Raw genomic sequence first — 15,909 nt, forward strand, 5'->3', positions numbered from 1 at the left:
CTATTCCTGCTCTGGGTCACGCAAGTAATACCCTACTCCACGTCTAGTTACAATTAAAGTAGGATGGCTTGGATTATCTTCAATTTTTTCACGCAAACGACGTACTGTTACGTCTACTGTGCGCACATCTCCAAAATAGTCATAACCCCAAACTGTTTGTAATAAATGTTCGCGTGTCATAACTTGTCCTAAGTGTTTCGCTAAATAATGTAGCAACTCAAATTCACGATGTGTAAGCTCGATATTTTCCTCGCGCTTCGTTACACTATATGCATTTGGATTAATAACAATTGGTCCAATAACCATTTCTGTATTTTCTTCTTTTTCTGCAGCACCACCTTGTTGGTGACGGCGTAAATTCGCCTTCACACGAGCAAGTAATTCTCTCGTGCTAAATGGCTTCGTTACATAATCATCTGCCCCAAGCTCAAGCCCTAATACTTTATCAATCTCAGAGTCCTTTGCTGTAAGCATAATAATCGGCATTTCTGAACTTTTACGTATTTCACGACAAACCTCTAAGCCATCTTTACCTGGTAGCATAATATCTAATAAAACCATATCTGGTTGTTCTTCATTAGCTTTTTCAATTGCTTCATCACCATCATGCGCCATTACTATTTCAAAACCTTCTTTTTCTAGGTTAAACTTCAAAATATCTGCAATCGGCTTTTCATCATCAACTACTAAAATTTTCTTTCCCATCATCGTCTATTTCCTCCTTATAAAAATATGGTCAATAATCCCTAAACATATTGATGTTTACATAGTATGTCCTATATGACCGCATCCTTTGTTTAAGTATTTTCTCCTCTATTCTCATAGACTCATGTATGATCCACTTTTACACGGAATCCTATACGATCTATAGAAAAACCTCTAGCTTCAACTGCTAGAGGCTCCTCGTTCTATTTTAAAATAACTACTCAGTTTTGTAAAATTACATAAATAAAAAGGATATTAAGTGGGCCCACTTAATATCCTGAGAGTGGCTCGGGACGGAATCGAACCGCCGACACGAGGATTTTCAGTCCTCTGCTCTACCGACTGAGCTACCGAGCCAAAACTATATATAAAACCACTAATGGTGGTATAAACAAAAGTGGCGGTCCCGACCGGGGTCGAACCGGCGATCTCCTGCGTGACAGGCAGGCATGTTAACCACTACACCACGGGACCAAAAATAAGCATAAAAAAACATGACCCGTACGGGATTCGAACCCGTGTTACCGCCGTGAAAGGGCGGTGTCTTAACCACTTGACCAACGGGCCACGAAAAATAAAATGGTGAGCCATGAAGGATTCGAACCTTCGACCCTCTGATTAAAAGTCAGATGCTCTACCAACTGAGCTAATGGCTCATACTCACCAACGTCATATTTTCGTGACGACAAGATGTATCATAACATGTATTCTATATTCTTCGCAATACTTTTTTTCATTTTTTTATAAAAGATAAGAAAAAACTCATGCGGACATGAGTTTTTTCTAAAAATATCAATTAAGCTTCGTATACATTACGAACAATATTCGTTTGGTTACGATCTGGTCCAACTGAGAACATAGATAATTGAATTCCTGTTAACTCACAAACACGTTCTACGTATTTTCGTGCATTTTCAGGAAGCTCGTCTAATGATTTTACACCAGTAATATCTTCTGTCCAACCTGGAAGCTCTTCATATACAGGCTCACATTTCGCTAAAATGTTTAAGTTTGCTGGAACTTCATCGATAACTTCGCCATTGTATTTGTAAGCAACACAAATTTTAAGAGTTGGAATATCTGTTAAAACGTCGATAGAATTTAATGATAGATCCGTTAAACCACTAACACGACGCGCATGTCTTACAACAACGCTATCGAACCAACCTACGCGGCGCGGACGACCAGTTGTTGTTCCGTACTCACGACCAACTTCACGAATTTGATGACCAATTTCATCATTAAGTTCAGTAGGGAATGGACCGTCACCAACACGGCTTGTATATGCTTTACATACACCTACAACGCGAGTAACTTTCGCAGGACCAACTCCAGTTCCAACTGTTACACCACCCGCAATCGGGTTAGAAGATGTAACGAATGGGTACGTACCGTGGTCAATATCAAGCATAACACCTTGTGCACCTTCAAATAATACACGGTGATTGTTATCTAGTGCATCATTTAATACAACAGATGTGTCGCATACATATTGTGCGATTTGTTGTCCATATTCGAAGTACTCTTCAAAGATTTCTTCTACACTGAAACCTTCTGTATCGTACATTTTTTCAAACAAACGATTTTTCTCTACTAAATTGCGCTCAAGCTTCTCTTTAAATGCTTCACGATCTAAAAGATCAGCCATACGGATACCAATACGAGCAGCTTTATCCATATATGCAGGACCGATACCTTTTTTCGTTGTACCGATTTTGTTATCACCTTTACTAGCCTCTTCTAACTCATCTTGTTTTAAGTGATAAGGTAAAATAACGTGTGCACGGTTACTTACACGTAAATTATCAGTACTTACACCACGGTCGTGTAAGTATTTTAACTCTTCAAGTAATGCTTTCGGATCTACTACTAAGCCATTTCCGATTACACAAATTTTCTCTTTATAGAAAATACCAGATGGAATTAAGTGTAACTTATATTTAACTCCGCCGAAAACAATTGTATGTCCCGCGTTATTTCCACCTTGATATCTTGCAACTACTTCCGCATGCTCAGAAAGAAAATCAGTGATTTTACCTTTTCCTTCGTCGCCCCATTGTGTTCCTACAACTACTACTGAAGACATTATTAAAGCACCTCCGCAATTTTCAAACGATCTATTCAAACAATATAATTGTACCAAAACCGAAAAAGAAGTCAACCAAAAAGCGAACATTTTTTTATTAAAAATCATTTTCGTTCGTAAGAATTATGTTTTCACCTTATGAAAGCCTTATCTTTACACCATAAAAAAAGAAACACATCTTATTATAAGAAATGTGTTTCTTTTTTATACTGCCTTTATGCCCCATCCTCAAAGCGTCGTTCTAAGTTAACGAACTTATTGAACTCTTTGACGAATGCAAGTTCCACTGAACCTACTGGACCGTTACGTTGCTTTGCAATGATAATTTCAATCGTATTTTTATTTTCCGTTTCACGGTCATAGTAATCTTCACGATATAGGAAAGCTACAATATCAGCATCCTGCTCAATACTTCCAGATTCACGAATATCAGACATCATCGGGCGTTTATCCTGACGAGATTCTACACCACGAGATAACTGTGATAAGGCAATAACAGGCACTTGCAATTCACGTGCAATCCCTTTTAAAGTACGAGAAATCTCAGATACTTCCTGCTGACGGTTCTCACCTGATTTCCCACTTCCTTGAATAAGCTGTAAGTAGTCAATTAAAACCATTCCAAGACCTTGTTCTTGCTTTAGTCTACGACATTTTGCTCGAATCTCATTTACCTTAATTCCCGGTGTATCATCAATATATATACCGGCATTTGAAAGACTCCCCATCGCCATTGTTAATTTCGCCCAATCATCAGAAGTCAGTGACCCGGTACGAAGTCTTTGCGCATCGATATTTCCTTCTGCACAAAGCATACGCATAACAAGCTGATCGGAGCCCATCTCCAAGCTAAAAATCGCTACATTTTCATCCGTTTTCGTCGCTACGTTTTGTGCGATATTTAATGAAAATGCAGTTTTCCCTACTGACGGACGTGCTGCTACAATGATTAAATCATTTCGCTGGAAACCTGCCGTCATCTTATCTAATTCAGTAAATCCAGTAGGTATCCCAGTAACTTCACCTTTTTGATTATGCAAAAGTTCAATTTTATCATAAGCATCCACAAGAACATCTTTAATATTTTGAAATGCTTTTGCATTCGTTTGATGGGATACTTCTAATATTTTTTTCTCGGCCTCATTTAAAAGGCCGTCCACGTCATCTTCTCTCTCGTATCCATCCGACACTATATGAGTCGCTGTTCGAATTAAACGGCGTAAAAGTGCCTTTTCAGCAATGATACGTGCATAATATTCAACGTTAGCAGCTGTTGGAACAACTTCTGCTAACTCTGCTAGATAAGACACTCCACCAACTTCTTCTAGTAATCCTTGATCAGCCATCGCTGATGTCATTATTACTAAGTCGATCGGTTCTCCTTTATCAGATAATCCAAGCATGACCTCAAAAATCTTTTGATGTTTCGTTCGATAGAATGAATCAGGTACCAATAACTCCGATGCTGACGTTAACGCATCTTGATCAATTAATATGGCACCTAAAACCGCCTGCTCGGCCTCTATATTATGCGGAGGGGTACGATCAGCAAGTACATCACTCATACGCAATCCTCCTTGCTTAATTTATTTTTATTGTTCACTAACATGAACTTTTACTGTCGCTGTTACTTGCGGATGCAATTTCACTGTTACATTTGTGTAGCCTAATGCACGAATTGCATCATCCATTTCAAATTTACGTTTATCAAGTTTAATTTTATGTGATTTTTGCATCGCATCTACGATTTGTTTGCTCGTAATAGAACCGAATAAACGGCCACCTTCTCCAGATTTCGCCTTTAATTCTACAGTTAATTTCTCTAAAGTCTCTTTTAACTCTTTTGCATTTTCAAGCTCTGCTGCTGCATCTTTTTCTTCTTTACGCTTTTGAGCTTCTAAAGTTTTCATACTGCTATTTGTTGCTTCAGCAGCTAATCCTTGTTTTAGTAAGAAGTTATTTGCATAGCCATCCGGTACGTTTTTTATTTCTCCTTTTTTACCTTTACCTTTTACGTCTTTTAGAAAAATTACTTTCATGATTGTGTGCCTCCCTGTAAATAGTCATCAATAACAAATCGAAGCTTCTCCTCAGCTTCATCTACTGTAACATTTTTCATTTGTGTGGCTGCATTAGTCAAATGCCCGCCACCGCCTAAGTTTTCCATAATTAGCTGCACATTCACTTCACCTAAAGACCTGCTGCTAATTCCAATGAGATTCTCACCACGTTTCGCAACAACAAATGATGCAATAATCCCTGTCATCGTTAATAACGTGTCTGCCGATTGCGCAATAAGCACTTGATCGTAGTAATCATCACTATCAACTTTAGCAATCGCAATTCCATTTTTATAAATGTACGCATTTTTTATAGCTTTTGCAACCCGTAAATACTGATCCATATCTTCCTTTAAAAGTTCTTGTACAAGTACAGTATCTGCACCATGTGAGCGTAAATAAGAAGCAGCATCAAATGTACGAGCCCCTGTCCGGAATGTGAAACTTTTCGTGTCGACAATAATACCTGCTAACAATGCCGTCGCTTCTAGCATTGTCATCTTTAAATTTTTAGGTTGATACTCAAGTAATTCTGTAACCAATTCTGCCGTTGAAGAAGCATATGGTTCCATATAAACTAGCAATGGGTCTTCAATAAAATCTTCCCCACGACGATGATGATCAATAACTACTACATTTTCAATTTTATGTAACAGTTTTTGCTCCATCACCATAGAAGGTTTATGCGTATCAACAACAACAAGTAACGACTCATCATTTGCAAATTCCATCGCTTGCTCTGGAGTAATAAAATGAGACCATAACTCCTCATTTTGTTTCACTTTGTCCATCAAGCGTTTAATTCCCTTATCAGAATCATTTTCATCTAATACAATATATCCTTTACGCTCGTTTAATTGAGCCACTTTTAAAATACCAATCGCAGCACCAATTGCGTCCATATCAGGAGCCCTATGCCCCATGATAATGACATTACTACTTTCTAACACTAAATCCTTTAATGCATGCGAAATGACCCTAGCACGTACACGGGTACGCTTTTCAACGGGATTTGTCTTACCTCCATAGAACTTAACTTTACCTGTCGCTTGTTTAATAGCTACTTGGTCTCCACCGCGCCCAAGCGCAAGGTCTAAACCAGATTGAGCCATTGCACCAAGCTCTGACAAAGGTAAATCACCTGATCCGACACCTACACTTAATGTCAGTGGTATATTCCTTTTAGATGTTTCTTCACGCACCTGATCTAAAATACTAAATTTCCCTTTCTCCATCTGCGTCAGAATACTTTCATTTAGCACAACGAAGAATCTTTCTGAAGATGCACGTTTTAAATACGCACCATACTTAAGTGCCCATTCATTTAGTCGCGATGTCACAAGACTTGTTATATTCGTACGTAATTGATCATCTAATCCTTGTGTAACTTCATCATAATTATCCAAATAAATTACAGCTAAAACAGTGCGTTGATCCTCATACATCTTTTCGATTTCCGTTTGTTCCGTTACATCAAAGAAATAAATTAACTTTTCTTCTTTCCTTACAAAAACGCGAAACTTTCGATTATTTAAAGAGACTATATCATCAGAAGTTTCTCCTTTAATGAAAAGAAGTAATGTTTCTGATACATCGTAAAGGTGCCATCCAGCTAACGCATGCTGTCCCAGGCATGAAGATAAATAAGGATTTGCCCAATCAATCCCGTAATCCTTATTGTATAACAAAATACCAATCGGCATTTGGTTAAATGCTTCATTACTGACTTTCTTTACCCTCGTAATCATATCTGTCGTATGCTTTTCGAAATTCCTTTGAAAATTAAGTTCAAATCGTATAACGATAAAGAACACGATACAAAAAATGATAAAAGCAGCTATCCCCATAATTAAATGAAAATAACAGAGAATTGAAATGAGCACAAACACAAAAAATGCCAATACATAAACAGGATATAAAAACCACTGTTTCTTATCAAATTCAGGCATGTATACAACTCCTATAAAGTAAAACTAACTCACCTTCCAGTTAGTTAAACAGATTAAAATAGTATAAGGAATATTATTTTATTCCCCTATTTTAGAACGCAACGAAATCCCTAAGTCAATTATACCTAAGATTGTCACAAGAGGAAACAGCATCGGAATAAACATGCATACAATAAAACTAATAATAGGAACCCCTTTTGTAAAACCTTTTCTATACGCTAAAAAGGAAATGAATGTCAGCCCTTGCAGTACAAGCAATAGTGCAAATATGACATATAGGTTAGAAAATACCATATGTAAATATGATGTTGGATCTACTTTTATAAAAGTTGCTAACAAAATAAATATAACGTAATACCAAACAATACTCTTTGGTAATTGTAGATCTTTAAATTTAGGCCAAGGTATAATGTCGTGTTTTAACTTTTTCAAAACACTACCTGATATTATCACTGTAATCCAAGAAAAACATACCGAAACTAGAACAAGTATACTTGGAAATAACAATTGTAATATATCATTCATTTGTTTAAGTAACTCTTTTTGTTCCTTACTAATCGGCATACCTATAGCACTTACTATCTTTTCACTTTGCACCATACTTTCACTAAACATACTTTGCATCTGCTTCATTATATCTATGTTGAAAAACTTTATACTCGCAACATAAATAAGTACAAAACCAATTAAGTATGCAAGCGTCCCCGCTATTAAGATTTCCACTGGCTTTTTTCTTGTTTTATACGTATACCCTAAAACAATCCCTATCAATCCAAACATAATTGTCTTCACTAAATTCATAGGTTGACTCACAATAACAGTAACAAAAAGTGCCACTACAAAAATCACAAGCACATTAGATAGTTTATGTCTTATCGTTAATAGTATAAATGGTAACGGCAACGCAAAAGTTACAACAGTACCTAAAATTGGAACATACATAGATATAAGCAATAAAATTGCATATATAGCTAATAACGCTGCGCCTTCTGTAATAAACTTTGTTTGTTTCACATTTTAACCTCTCTTTCAAAAAAGAAAAGCATAGCAAAATGCACAGTAGAGTCCGACTCTACTGTGCATTTCATACGCTATTATTCACCAACATATGGTAAAAGTGCCATTTGACGAGCACGTTTAATTGCAACTGTAAGTTTGCGTTGGTATTTTGCGCTTGTCCCTGTTACACGACGAGGTAAAATTTTACCACGCTCAGAAACGAAACGTTTTAATAAATCAACATCTTTATAGTCAATGCGAGTGATGCCGTTAGCTGTGAAGAAACACACCTTACGACGTTTCGCACGTCCACCTTTGCGTCCTGCCATGTCTATTTCCCTCCATTCTTTGTTAAAACTAACAAATTTACTGTATTAGAACGGTAAATCGTCGTCGGAAATGTCGATCGGTTGACCTACATTTGAAAATGGATCGTCATTCTTCGTAAATCCAGAGTTCCCTTGATTACCTTGGTTACCTGAATTACTAGATTGACCAAATGGGTTAGAGCCTTGGTTACCGAAACCAGCTCCTGATGGTTGCTGATTGAATGAACCACGTTGCTCCCCACCGCCATTACGCGGCTCTAAAAATTGTACGCTTTCCGCAAGAACTTCTGTTACATATACACGTTTACCGTCTTGTCCATCGTAATTACGAGTTTGAAGACGTCCATCTACGCCTGCTAAGCTTCCTTTTTTCAAATAATTTGCTACGTTTTCTGCTTGTTTACGCCATATTACACAATTAATAAAGTCAGCTTCACGCTCACCTTGTTGATTCGCAAATGCGCGATTCACAGCTAACGTAAAAGTAGCTACTGCAACACCATTGGGCGTGTAACGTAAGTCAGGGTCCTTAGTTAAACGACCAACGAGGATAACACGATTCATCAATCGAACCACTCTCCCTTATATATCAATTATTTTTCTTCTTCTTTAACAACGATATGACGAAGGATGTCTTCGTTGATCTTAGCTAAACGGTCGAATTCGTTAATCGCTTCTGCGTTAGAGTTCACGTTTAAGATCATGTAGAAACCTTCACGTAAGTCGTTGATTTCGTAAGCTAAACGACGCTTACCCCACTCTTTCGTGTTAATGATTTCTGCACCATTGTTTGTTAAAACACCTGCAAAACGTTCAACTAAAGCTTTTTGAGCTTCTTCTTCAACGCCAGGACGAATGATGTACATAATTTCGTACTTTCTCATTACACTTTCACCTCCTTTTGGTCTAAACGGCCCATAATGGGCAAGGAGCAATTAATTTATAGTAATTACTCACGAGTTTAGATTATATCATAGTAAGTTATATGAATCAACTCACCAATACATAAAAAACTTGGCAAACATATAATATATTCGCCAAGCTCATATCTTTATTTTTCCTAGGAAATATTAGATTAAACGTTAAAACGGAAGTGCATAACATCTCCGTCTTTTACGATATACTCTTTTCCTTCTAAACGTACTTTTCCAGCTTCTTTTGCAGCTGTCATAGAACCGTTTGTCATTAAGTCATCGTAAGAAACTGTTTCTGCACGAATAAATCCACGCTCAAAGTCTGTATGAATAACACCAGCACATTGTGGTGCCTTCATACCTTGTTTAAATGTCCAAGCACGTACTTCTTGAACGCCAGCTGTAAAGTAAGTAGCAAGTCCTAATAAGTCATATGCTGCACGAATTAATTGATCTAAACCAGACTCTTCAATACCTAGTTCTTCAAGGAATACTTTTTTCTCTTCCTCGTCTAATTCAGCGATTTCTGATTCGATTTTTGCACATACAACGATTACTTGAGAATTTTCATTTTCTGCAAATTCTTTTACCATTTGTACGTATTTATTTTCCGAAGGATCGATAACATCGTCTTCACTTACGTTCGCTACGTATAACATTTCTTTTGTTGTAAGTAAATGAAGGCCTTTAACAATCTTCATCTGCTCTTCTGTAAATTCAACAGTACGAGCCGGTTTCCCCTCTTCAAAAGCCTCTTTTAAACGAACTAAAATTTCATGCTCATATACAGCTTCTTTATCTTTTTGTCTTGCTAATTTCGCAACACGCTCGATACGCTTATCAACAGACTCTAAGTCCGCTAAAATTAGCTCTAAGTTGATTGTTTCGATATCATCAATTGGATCTACTTTCCCTGAAACGTGCGTAATATTTTCGTCTTCAAAACAACGAACAACTTGGCAAATTGCATCTACTTGACGAATGTGAGATAAGAATTTATTTCCTAAACCTTCACCTTTACTAGCACCTTTTACGATACCTGCAATATCAGTAAACTCAAATACAGTCGGAACAGTCTTTTTCGGTTCTACTAATTCCGTTAATTTATTTAAACGCTCATCTGGTACTTCTACAATCCCTACGTTTGGATCAATTGTACAGAATGGATAGTTTGCAGATTCTGCTCCTGCTTGTGTAATTGCATTAAATAAAGTGGACTTACCTACGTTAGGTAATCCAACAATCCCAGCCGTTAATCCCATATTTTTCACTCCTATGTCTCAATCTTTCATCATTATAGATAGTAACGAAAAAAATGACAAGTTTCCGCCAAACGAAAAAAAGTAACAGTTACCTACTGTAACTGTTACTCTCCCTCTATTCTTCGTGCTTCACAAGTATTTTTTTCACCTTACGATCAAACTCTCTTCGAGTAATCATTACTGAATGGTCACATCCCTCGCACTTAATGCGGATATCCATTCCCATACGAATAATTTTCCAACGATTCTCGCCACATGGATGTGCTTTCTTCATTTCCACAACATCGTACAAGTTATATTCCTTTTGCTCCACTCTTCAAACTCCTCTCCATACTAAATTGCTTTTCCACTAACCAATTCTTCACGATTGTATAAAACCATACGTGGATATGGAATTTCAATTCCATGTAAATCAAGACGATTTTTAATCTCTTTACGAAGTGCCCTTGCAATAACTGCATGTTGCATCGGCTCTACTTCAGCAATAACGCGTAATATAACTTCTGATGCAGCTAACGTTTGCACACCTAATAATTGAGGTGTTGTTACCATTTTTTCATACTTTGAAGGTAACTCTACTAATAAATCTTCAATAACCTGTTCTGCTTTCGCAATATCAGCCTCATATGAAATAGATACATCAACAAACGCTACACTATTACTAACTGAATAGTTAGTAACTTGAATAATACTTCCATTTGGTAAAGTATGAATTTCACCTGTCCAACTCTTTACTTTCGTTGTACGAAGTCCAATTTCTAAAACGACTCCTTCAAATTGACCGATTTTAACATAATCGCCAACTGAAAACTGATCTTCTAGCAAAATAAATAAACCTGTAATAACGTCTTTCACTAAACTTTGAGCACCAAATCCGACTGCTAAACCAATTACCCCAGCACCCGCTAATAAACCTGATGCATTAATATCAAACACACCTAAAATCGCAATTAGCATAATGAACATAACAACATACGCTACAATATTTTCAAGTAATTTCGCCACTGTAACTGTACGACGTTCTGAAATTTGAATTGGAGAACGACTCCCCATACGAAACGCATTTCGTACAACCGCTCTTGCAATTCGCACAACAACTGCACCAATTGTTAAAATAATACATATTTTTAATGTCGCAACTCCAATATGAGCCCAACGATCAGCATCTAATAAATACTGTTTCGTAGAATTAAACCACTTCGTTAATAAATCCATGTACCTCTACCTCTCTAGCTAAAATTTCTTTTTAGTTATCCTTATTATTGTATCAGAAGTCCTCTAATTGCTGAAAAAATTTTATGATTTTAATCCTATTTTATCCCCGCCATTCAGGTATAAAATGGAACGAATATATATATACTAGTACTATTATTTCCGTTTTCATTCACATTTTGCAAAAATTACGCACTTATAGCTTTCCATTTTTCTCACCATATAACATATATTGAAAATTTATTAAAAGGATGGGTGCTTCATGAACATTGGAAGTTTTCGCTTACCATTTTTTGAGAAAGAAACTCAAAACGTTATGCACCAAGATCTAGAAGCCTCTGAGATAATCAGTAATTTCTTACTTACCCATATTCCTATTAAAACTAATATACCACTCATTCTCGTTTGTATCGGAACAGATCGTTCTACAGGTGACGCACTCGGCCCGTTAGTTGGTACAAAACTTGAACAAATAGACATCAAAAACCTCCAAATATTCGGTACACTAGATGAGCCAGTACATGCACTAAATTTAGAAGAAAAAATTCAGAATATACAGAAAAAACATCCTACTGCATTTATAATTGCTGTTGATGCATGTTTAGGAAAGTCCCAAAATATTGGGTCAATCACTACTGGAAAGGGACCTAGTAAACCGGGTGCTGCTATGAATAAGAAATTACCTGCAGTTGGTGATCTGCATATACACGGTATCGTCAATCTAAATGGGTTTATGGAGTTTTTCGTTCTTCAAAATACAAGATTAAGTTTAGTCATGAAAATGGCTGATGTAATCGCACAAAGTATAAAAGAGACGGATCAAAAATTATCCGCATTAAAAAAAGCAAACCATCTATAAATAATAAGATGGTTTGCTTTTTAATTTTTCTGTGCTAATAGTTCTAAAATACGATTTAAATCTTCTTTATTAAAAAATTCAATTTCGATTTTACCTTTTTCTTTTTTCGTCTCTTTAATTTTCACATCTGTGCCAAACTTTTCTCTTAAGAACGTTTCACGTTCTACGAAAAATATATTTCGCTCTTTTTTCACTTTTTTTGTTTCACGTGAAACGTGTTGATTAATCTCTTGGACGATTTTCTCTAATTGACGAACATTTAATCCTTCTTTTTCAATGCGTTTCAATAAGGACTTCAATTGTTCTTCGTCTTTTATCGTAAGTAAAGTTCTCCCATGAGCCATTGAAAGTTGACCATTTGCAATCATATCTTGGACGAACGAAGGGAGGCTTAATAACCGAGTATAATTTGCAATGTAAGGTCTGCTTTTGCCAAGACGTTTCGCTAATTGTTCTTGCGTTACATTTAGCTCATTCATTAACATCTGGTATGCCATTGCCTCTTCCATAGGATTTAAATCTTCTCGTTGTAAGTTTTCTAACAAAGCAAATTCCATCATTTGCTGTTCAGTTAATTGTCTTACAACCGCAGGTACCTTTTCTAAACCAGCCTCTTTTGCAGCACGAAATCGTCTTTCACCTGCAACGATTTCATATCCTTTAATACTCTTTCTAGCAATTAATGGTTGTAGAATACCGTGTTCCTTAATCGAAATTGCTAATTCCTGAATAGCCTCTTTATTAAAGTGTTTACGCGGTTGATATGGATTTGGCCTTAATTCAGTTACAAGAATCTCCTGAATTGTTTCCTCTTCTTTCACATCTAAATCAGGAAAAAACACATTAATTCCTCTTCCTAATCCTTTAGCCACCTGCAATCACTTCCTCTGCTAAATCTATATATACTTCTGCTCCTCTTGATTTAGCGTCATACTGCATAATAGGTTTCCCATGACTTGGAGCCTCGCTCAAGCGTACATTACGCGGAATAATCGAGCGATATACTTTATCCCTAAAATACTTTTTCACTTCATCTATAACTTGGATCCCTAAATTTGTACGAGCATCCAACATTGTTAACAATACGCCTTGAATTGCTAAATTTTTATTTAAATGTTTTTGTACAAGTCGAACTGTATTTAATAGCTGACTTAACCCTTCTAGTGCATAATATTCACACTGTACAGGAATAATAACAGAATCTGCTGCTGTTAATGCATTAATCGTTAATAACCCTAAAGACGGGGGACAGTCGATAATAATATAATCATATTCATCACGAACTGGCTGTAATGCTCTTTGCAAACGTACTTCCCGGGAAATAGTCGGTACCAATTCAATTTCAGCACCAGCCAATTGAATTGTAGCGGGTAGAACATCTAAGTTTTCAGTTGCGGTTTTCTGTATAACCCCTTGAACATCTGCATCTTCCACAAGAACGTTGTAAATACATTGATCTAATTCAGATTTTTCAATTCCCACACCAGTCGTTGCATTTCCTTGAGCATCAATATCTACAAGAAGGACTTTTTTACCTACTTGCGCCAATCCAGCCCCTAAATTAACAGATGTTGTGGTTTTTCCAACACCGCCTTTTTGATTAGCAATAGCAATGATTTTTCCCATGATGTCACCTACTTTCAACCTTTCTATCTTATTCTAGTAACAATTACGTTTATTGTAACATGAAATAAAACTTTTTCTTTTACGTCCTTTATTAAACTTCAAAATTTATTTCTAAACTCCTTCTTCATTTAACAAGAAAATATAGTAAAAGAGACCTCTCCAATAGGATAAGGTCTCTAACACGTCATTATTATTTTTTCTTTGGAATTTTAATTGTAATTTGATAGTACTCATCAAATTCTTCTTCCTCAGAATTAACATTTAAACCACTTTCAGTAACCATTTGTAAAGATTGTCTAATTGTATTCATAGCAATCCTCGTATCTCGACTTACTGCTTTTTGCTTTGCCTTACGCTTCGGTTTTGCTTCCTCTAGTAACTTCGCAATTCGTTCTTCTGTTTGCTTTACATTCAGTTGTTTCTCCACAATTTCCTGTAAAACCTTCAGTTGTAATTCCTCATTTTTTAAAGGAATGAGAGCGCGGGCATGACGTTCTGTAATGCTTTTTTCTAATAATGCACTTTTTATTTCTTCAGGCAACTTTAACAATCGCAACTTATTTGCGATTGTAGATTGTCCTTTTCCAAGTCGTTGTGCCAATGCTTCTTGTGTTAAATTATGTAACTCAATCAGCTTTTGATATGCCACAGCTTCCTCGATTGCCGTTAGTTCCTCACGTTGCAAGTTTTCAATTAAAGCTACAGAAGCTGTCTCTGTATCATTTAAGTTCTTTATAATTGCAGGAACCTTTTCCCAACCTAACTTTGTTGCCGCGCGAAAACGTCTTTCTCCAGCAATAATCTCATACTTATCGTCCTCATATTGCCTTACAACAATCGGCTGAATAAGTCCATGTGTACGAATCGTTAATGCTAGCTCATCAATACGCGCATCATCAAAAACTGTTCTTGGTTGATAACGGTTAGGGGTAATATTTACTATCGGAATTTCTTGTATTTCCTCATATACCTTTTTATCTATCTCTTCATGGCTTTCGTCTTGTAATTCGAATTCGCTCTCTTTATCTCCAAAGCCAAATAAACGAGAAAACGTATTTTTCATACATATTCCACCACCTTTTAGGCCTATTGACTATTCTCCATAAAATGTTTCCTATGAAACATTTACGTTTTCATTTATATAATTTAATCTTACGTCTAATAAGATTTATTTTTCAATAGGTAATTTATTGGGTGTTCCCGGTTTGCGTGGATATTTCTTTGGTGTCTTGCGCTTTTTCTCGATTAATAAAATATTACGTTCACTCTCTTCAAACGGTAATTGGAACGTAGACATCTCTTTTAACTCTCCGCCTAGCACCTCTAAAGCATACTTGCCATTTTCGATTTCTTCGTTTGCTGCTGCACCTTTCATTGCAATGAATGTTCCTCCAACTTTTACAAGTGGTAAGCATAGCTCACTTAATACAGAAAGACGCGCAACTGCACGTGCCATTACAATATCGTATGATTCACGTACACCTTCTTTTTTCCCAAATGTTTCAGCACGATCATGACAAAATGCAACATCACTTAATTCTAACTTTTGCGCTAAGTGATTTAAGAAATTAATACGTTTTTGCAATGAATCTACAATTGTTACTTTTAAGTGCGGGAAACAGATTTTTAAAGGAATACTTGGGAATCCAGCCCCTGCACCAACATCACAAATTGAGCATGGTTTTGAAAAATCATAATAAAAAGCAGCTGTAATGGAATCAAAAAAGTGTTTTAAGTATACTTCTTCTTTTTCTGTAATAGCCGTTAAGTTCATTTTTTCATTCCACTCTACTAATGTTTCAAAGTAGATTTTGAACTGCTCTAATTGTCTAGAAGAGAGGGTGATTCCCTTCTCTTCTAGCATAGATTGAAATTGTTCTATGTTCATCTAGCAATATCTCCTTACTA

At 36.3% G+C, this 15,909-nt stretch carries 17 protein-coding genes and 4 tRNA genes; 1 reads left to right on the forward strand and 20 read right to left on the reverse strand.

What is annotated here, in order from left to right:
* From walR to QCI81_RS14225, 16 genes are all read right to left on the reverse strand, one after another.
* Entirely contained in the window at positions 1 to 708 is a 708-nt protein-coding gene (walR, locus tag QCI81_RS14150) for a cell wall metabolism DNA-binding response regulator WalR (protein ID WP_000971865.1), read from the reverse strand.
* A 281-nt stretch (positions 709 to 989) separates the two neighbouring features.
* A tRNA-Phe gene (locus tag QCI81_RS14155) sits at positions 990 to 1,062 on the reverse strand.
* A gap of 41 nt (positions 1,063 to 1,103) precedes the next feature.
* A tRNA-Asp gene (locus QCI81_RS14160) sits at positions 1,104 to 1,179 on the reverse strand.
* 21 nt (positions 1,180 to 1,200) lie between these two features.
* Positions 1,201 to 1,272: transfer RNA gene (locus QCI81_RS14165), tRNA-Glu, on the reverse strand.
* Between the two features lie 13 nt (positions 1,273 to 1,285).
* A tRNA-Lys gene (locus QCI81_RS14170) sits at positions 1,286 to 1,361 on the reverse strand.
* Positions 1,362 to 1,501: 140 nt separating this feature from the next.
* On the reverse strand, positions 1,502 to 2,791 hold the full coding sequence (locus QCI81_RS14175; protein WP_000100229.1) for an adenylosuccinate synthase: 1,290 nt from the start codon (positions 2,789 to 2,791) through the stop codon (positions 1,502 to 1,504).
* Positions 2,792 to 3,006: 215 nt separating this feature from the next.
* Positions 3,007 to 4,356 (reverse strand): replicative DNA helicase, encoded by a 1,350-nt coding sequence (dnaB, locus tag QCI81_RS14180; RefSeq protein WP_001286147.1) that lies wholly within the window; start codon positions 4,354 to 4,356, stop codon positions 3,007 to 3,009.
* Between the two features lie 27 nt (positions 4,357 to 4,383).
* Positions 4,384 to 4,830 carry a 50S ribosomal protein L9 gene (gene rplI, locus QCI81_RS14185; RefSeq protein WP_000864223.1) on the reverse strand — a complete coding sequence of 149 codons (447 nt, stop codon included), beginning with the start codon at positions 4,828 to 4,830 and terminating at the stop codon, positions 4,384 to 4,386.
* A complete protein-coding gene (locus QCI81_RS14190) occupies positions 4,827 to 6,800 on the reverse strand; it encodes a DHH family phosphoesterase (RefSeq protein WP_001113779.1) in 1,974 nt (657 codons plus the stop codon). The genes rplI and QCI81_RS14190 overlap by 4 nt, the downstream gene beginning before the upstream one ends.
* Positions 6,801 to 6,878: 78 nt before the next feature.
* Positions 6,879 to 7,814 carry a YybS family protein gene (locus QCI81_RS14195; RefSeq protein WP_071731515.1) on the reverse strand — a complete coding sequence of 312 codons (936 nt, stop codon included), beginning with the start codon at positions 7,812 to 7,814 and terminating at the stop codon, positions 6,879 to 6,881.
* 80 nt (positions 7,815 to 7,894) lie between these two features.
* Positions 7,895 to 8,128, reverse strand: coding sequence for a 30S ribosomal protein S18 (rpsR, locus tag QCI81_RS14200; RefSeq protein ID WP_000918873.1), 234 nt, complete (start codon positions 8,126 to 8,128; stop codon positions 7,895 to 7,897).
* 45 nt (positions 8,129 to 8,173) lie between these two features.
* Complete coding sequence (gene ssb / locus QCI81_RS14205) at positions 8,174 to 8,695, reverse strand: single-stranded DNA-binding protein (protein ID WP_002094213.1); 522 nt, start codon at positions 8,693 to 8,695, stop codon at positions 8,174 to 8,176.
* Between the two features lie 26 nt (positions 8,696 to 8,721).
* On the reverse strand, positions 8,722 to 9,012 hold the full coding sequence (rpsF, locus tag QCI81_RS14210) for a 30S ribosomal protein S6 (RefSeq protein ID WP_001233781.1): 291 nt from the start codon (positions 9,010 to 9,012) through the stop codon (positions 8,722 to 8,724).
* Positions 9,013 to 9,203: 191 nt separating this feature from the next.
* A complete protein-coding gene (gene ychF, locus QCI81_RS14215; RefSeq protein ID WP_000524670.1) occupies positions 9,204 to 10,304 on the reverse strand; it encodes a redox-regulated ATPase YchF in 1,101 nt (366 codons plus the stop codon).
* A 115-nt stretch (positions 10,305 to 10,419) separates the two neighbouring features.
* A complete protein-coding gene (locus QCI81_RS14220) occupies positions 10,420 to 10,617 on the reverse strand; it encodes a DUF951 domain-containing protein (protein WP_000435486.1) in 198 nt (65 codons plus the stop codon).
* 20 nt (positions 10,618 to 10,637) lie between these two features.
* Entirely contained in the window at positions 10,638 to 11,519 is an 882-nt protein-coding gene (locus QCI81_RS14225) for a mechanosensitive ion channel family protein (protein WP_000365115.1), read from the reverse strand.
* Between the two features lie 259 nt (positions 11,520 to 11,778).
* Here QCI81_RS14225 and yyaC point away from each other — a divergent pair, with 259 nt between their 5' ends.
* Positions 11,779 to 12,375 carry a spore protease YyaC gene (yyaC, locus tag QCI81_RS14230; protein WP_001020709.1) on the forward strand — a complete coding sequence of 199 codons (597 nt, stop codon included), beginning with the start codon at positions 11,779 to 11,781 and terminating at the stop codon, positions 12,373 to 12,375.
* Positions 12,376 to 12,395: 20 nt separating this feature from the next.
* On the opposite strand, the gene spo0J is transcribed toward yyaC, so the two are convergent.
* From spo0J to rsmG, 4 genes are all read right to left on the reverse strand, one after another.
* Positions 12,396 to 13,247 (reverse strand): stage 0 sporulation protein Spo0J, encoded by an 852-nt coding sequence (gene spo0J / locus QCI81_RS14235; RefSeq protein ID WP_001051832.1) that lies wholly within the window; start codon positions 13,245 to 13,247, stop codon positions 12,396 to 12,398.
* Complete coding sequence (soj, locus tag QCI81_RS14240) at positions 13,240 to 14,001, reverse strand: sporulation initiation inhibitor protein Soj (RefSeq protein WP_000516114.1); 762 nt, start codon at positions 13,999 to 14,001, stop codon at positions 13,240 to 13,242. The genes spo0J and soj overlap by 8 nt, the downstream gene beginning before the upstream one ends.
* A gap of 190 nt (positions 14,002 to 14,191) precedes the next feature.
* On the reverse strand, positions 14,192 to 15,064 hold the full coding sequence (gene noc, locus QCI81_RS14245) for a nucleoid occlusion protein (protein WP_000799016.1): 873 nt from the start codon (positions 15,062 to 15,064) through the stop codon (positions 14,192 to 14,194).
* A gap of 105 nt (positions 15,065 to 15,169) precedes the next feature.
* Positions 15,170 to 15,889: a 16S rRNA (guanine(527)-N(7))-methyltransferase RsmG gene (gene rsmG / locus QCI81_RS14250; protein WP_353810837.1), complete on the reverse strand. Its 720-nt coding sequence runs from the start codon at positions 15,887 to 15,889 to the stop codon at positions 15,170 to 15,172.
* Between the last annotated feature and the right edge of the window lie 20 nt (positions 15,890 to 15,909).

Origin of the sequence: Bacillus cereus group sp. MG20 (assembly GCF_040459885.1) — a bacterium.
In the GTDB taxonomy this organism is placed as follows: domain Bacteria; phylum Bacillota; class Bacilli; order Bacillales; family Bacillaceae_G; genus Bacillus_A; species Bacillus_A cereus.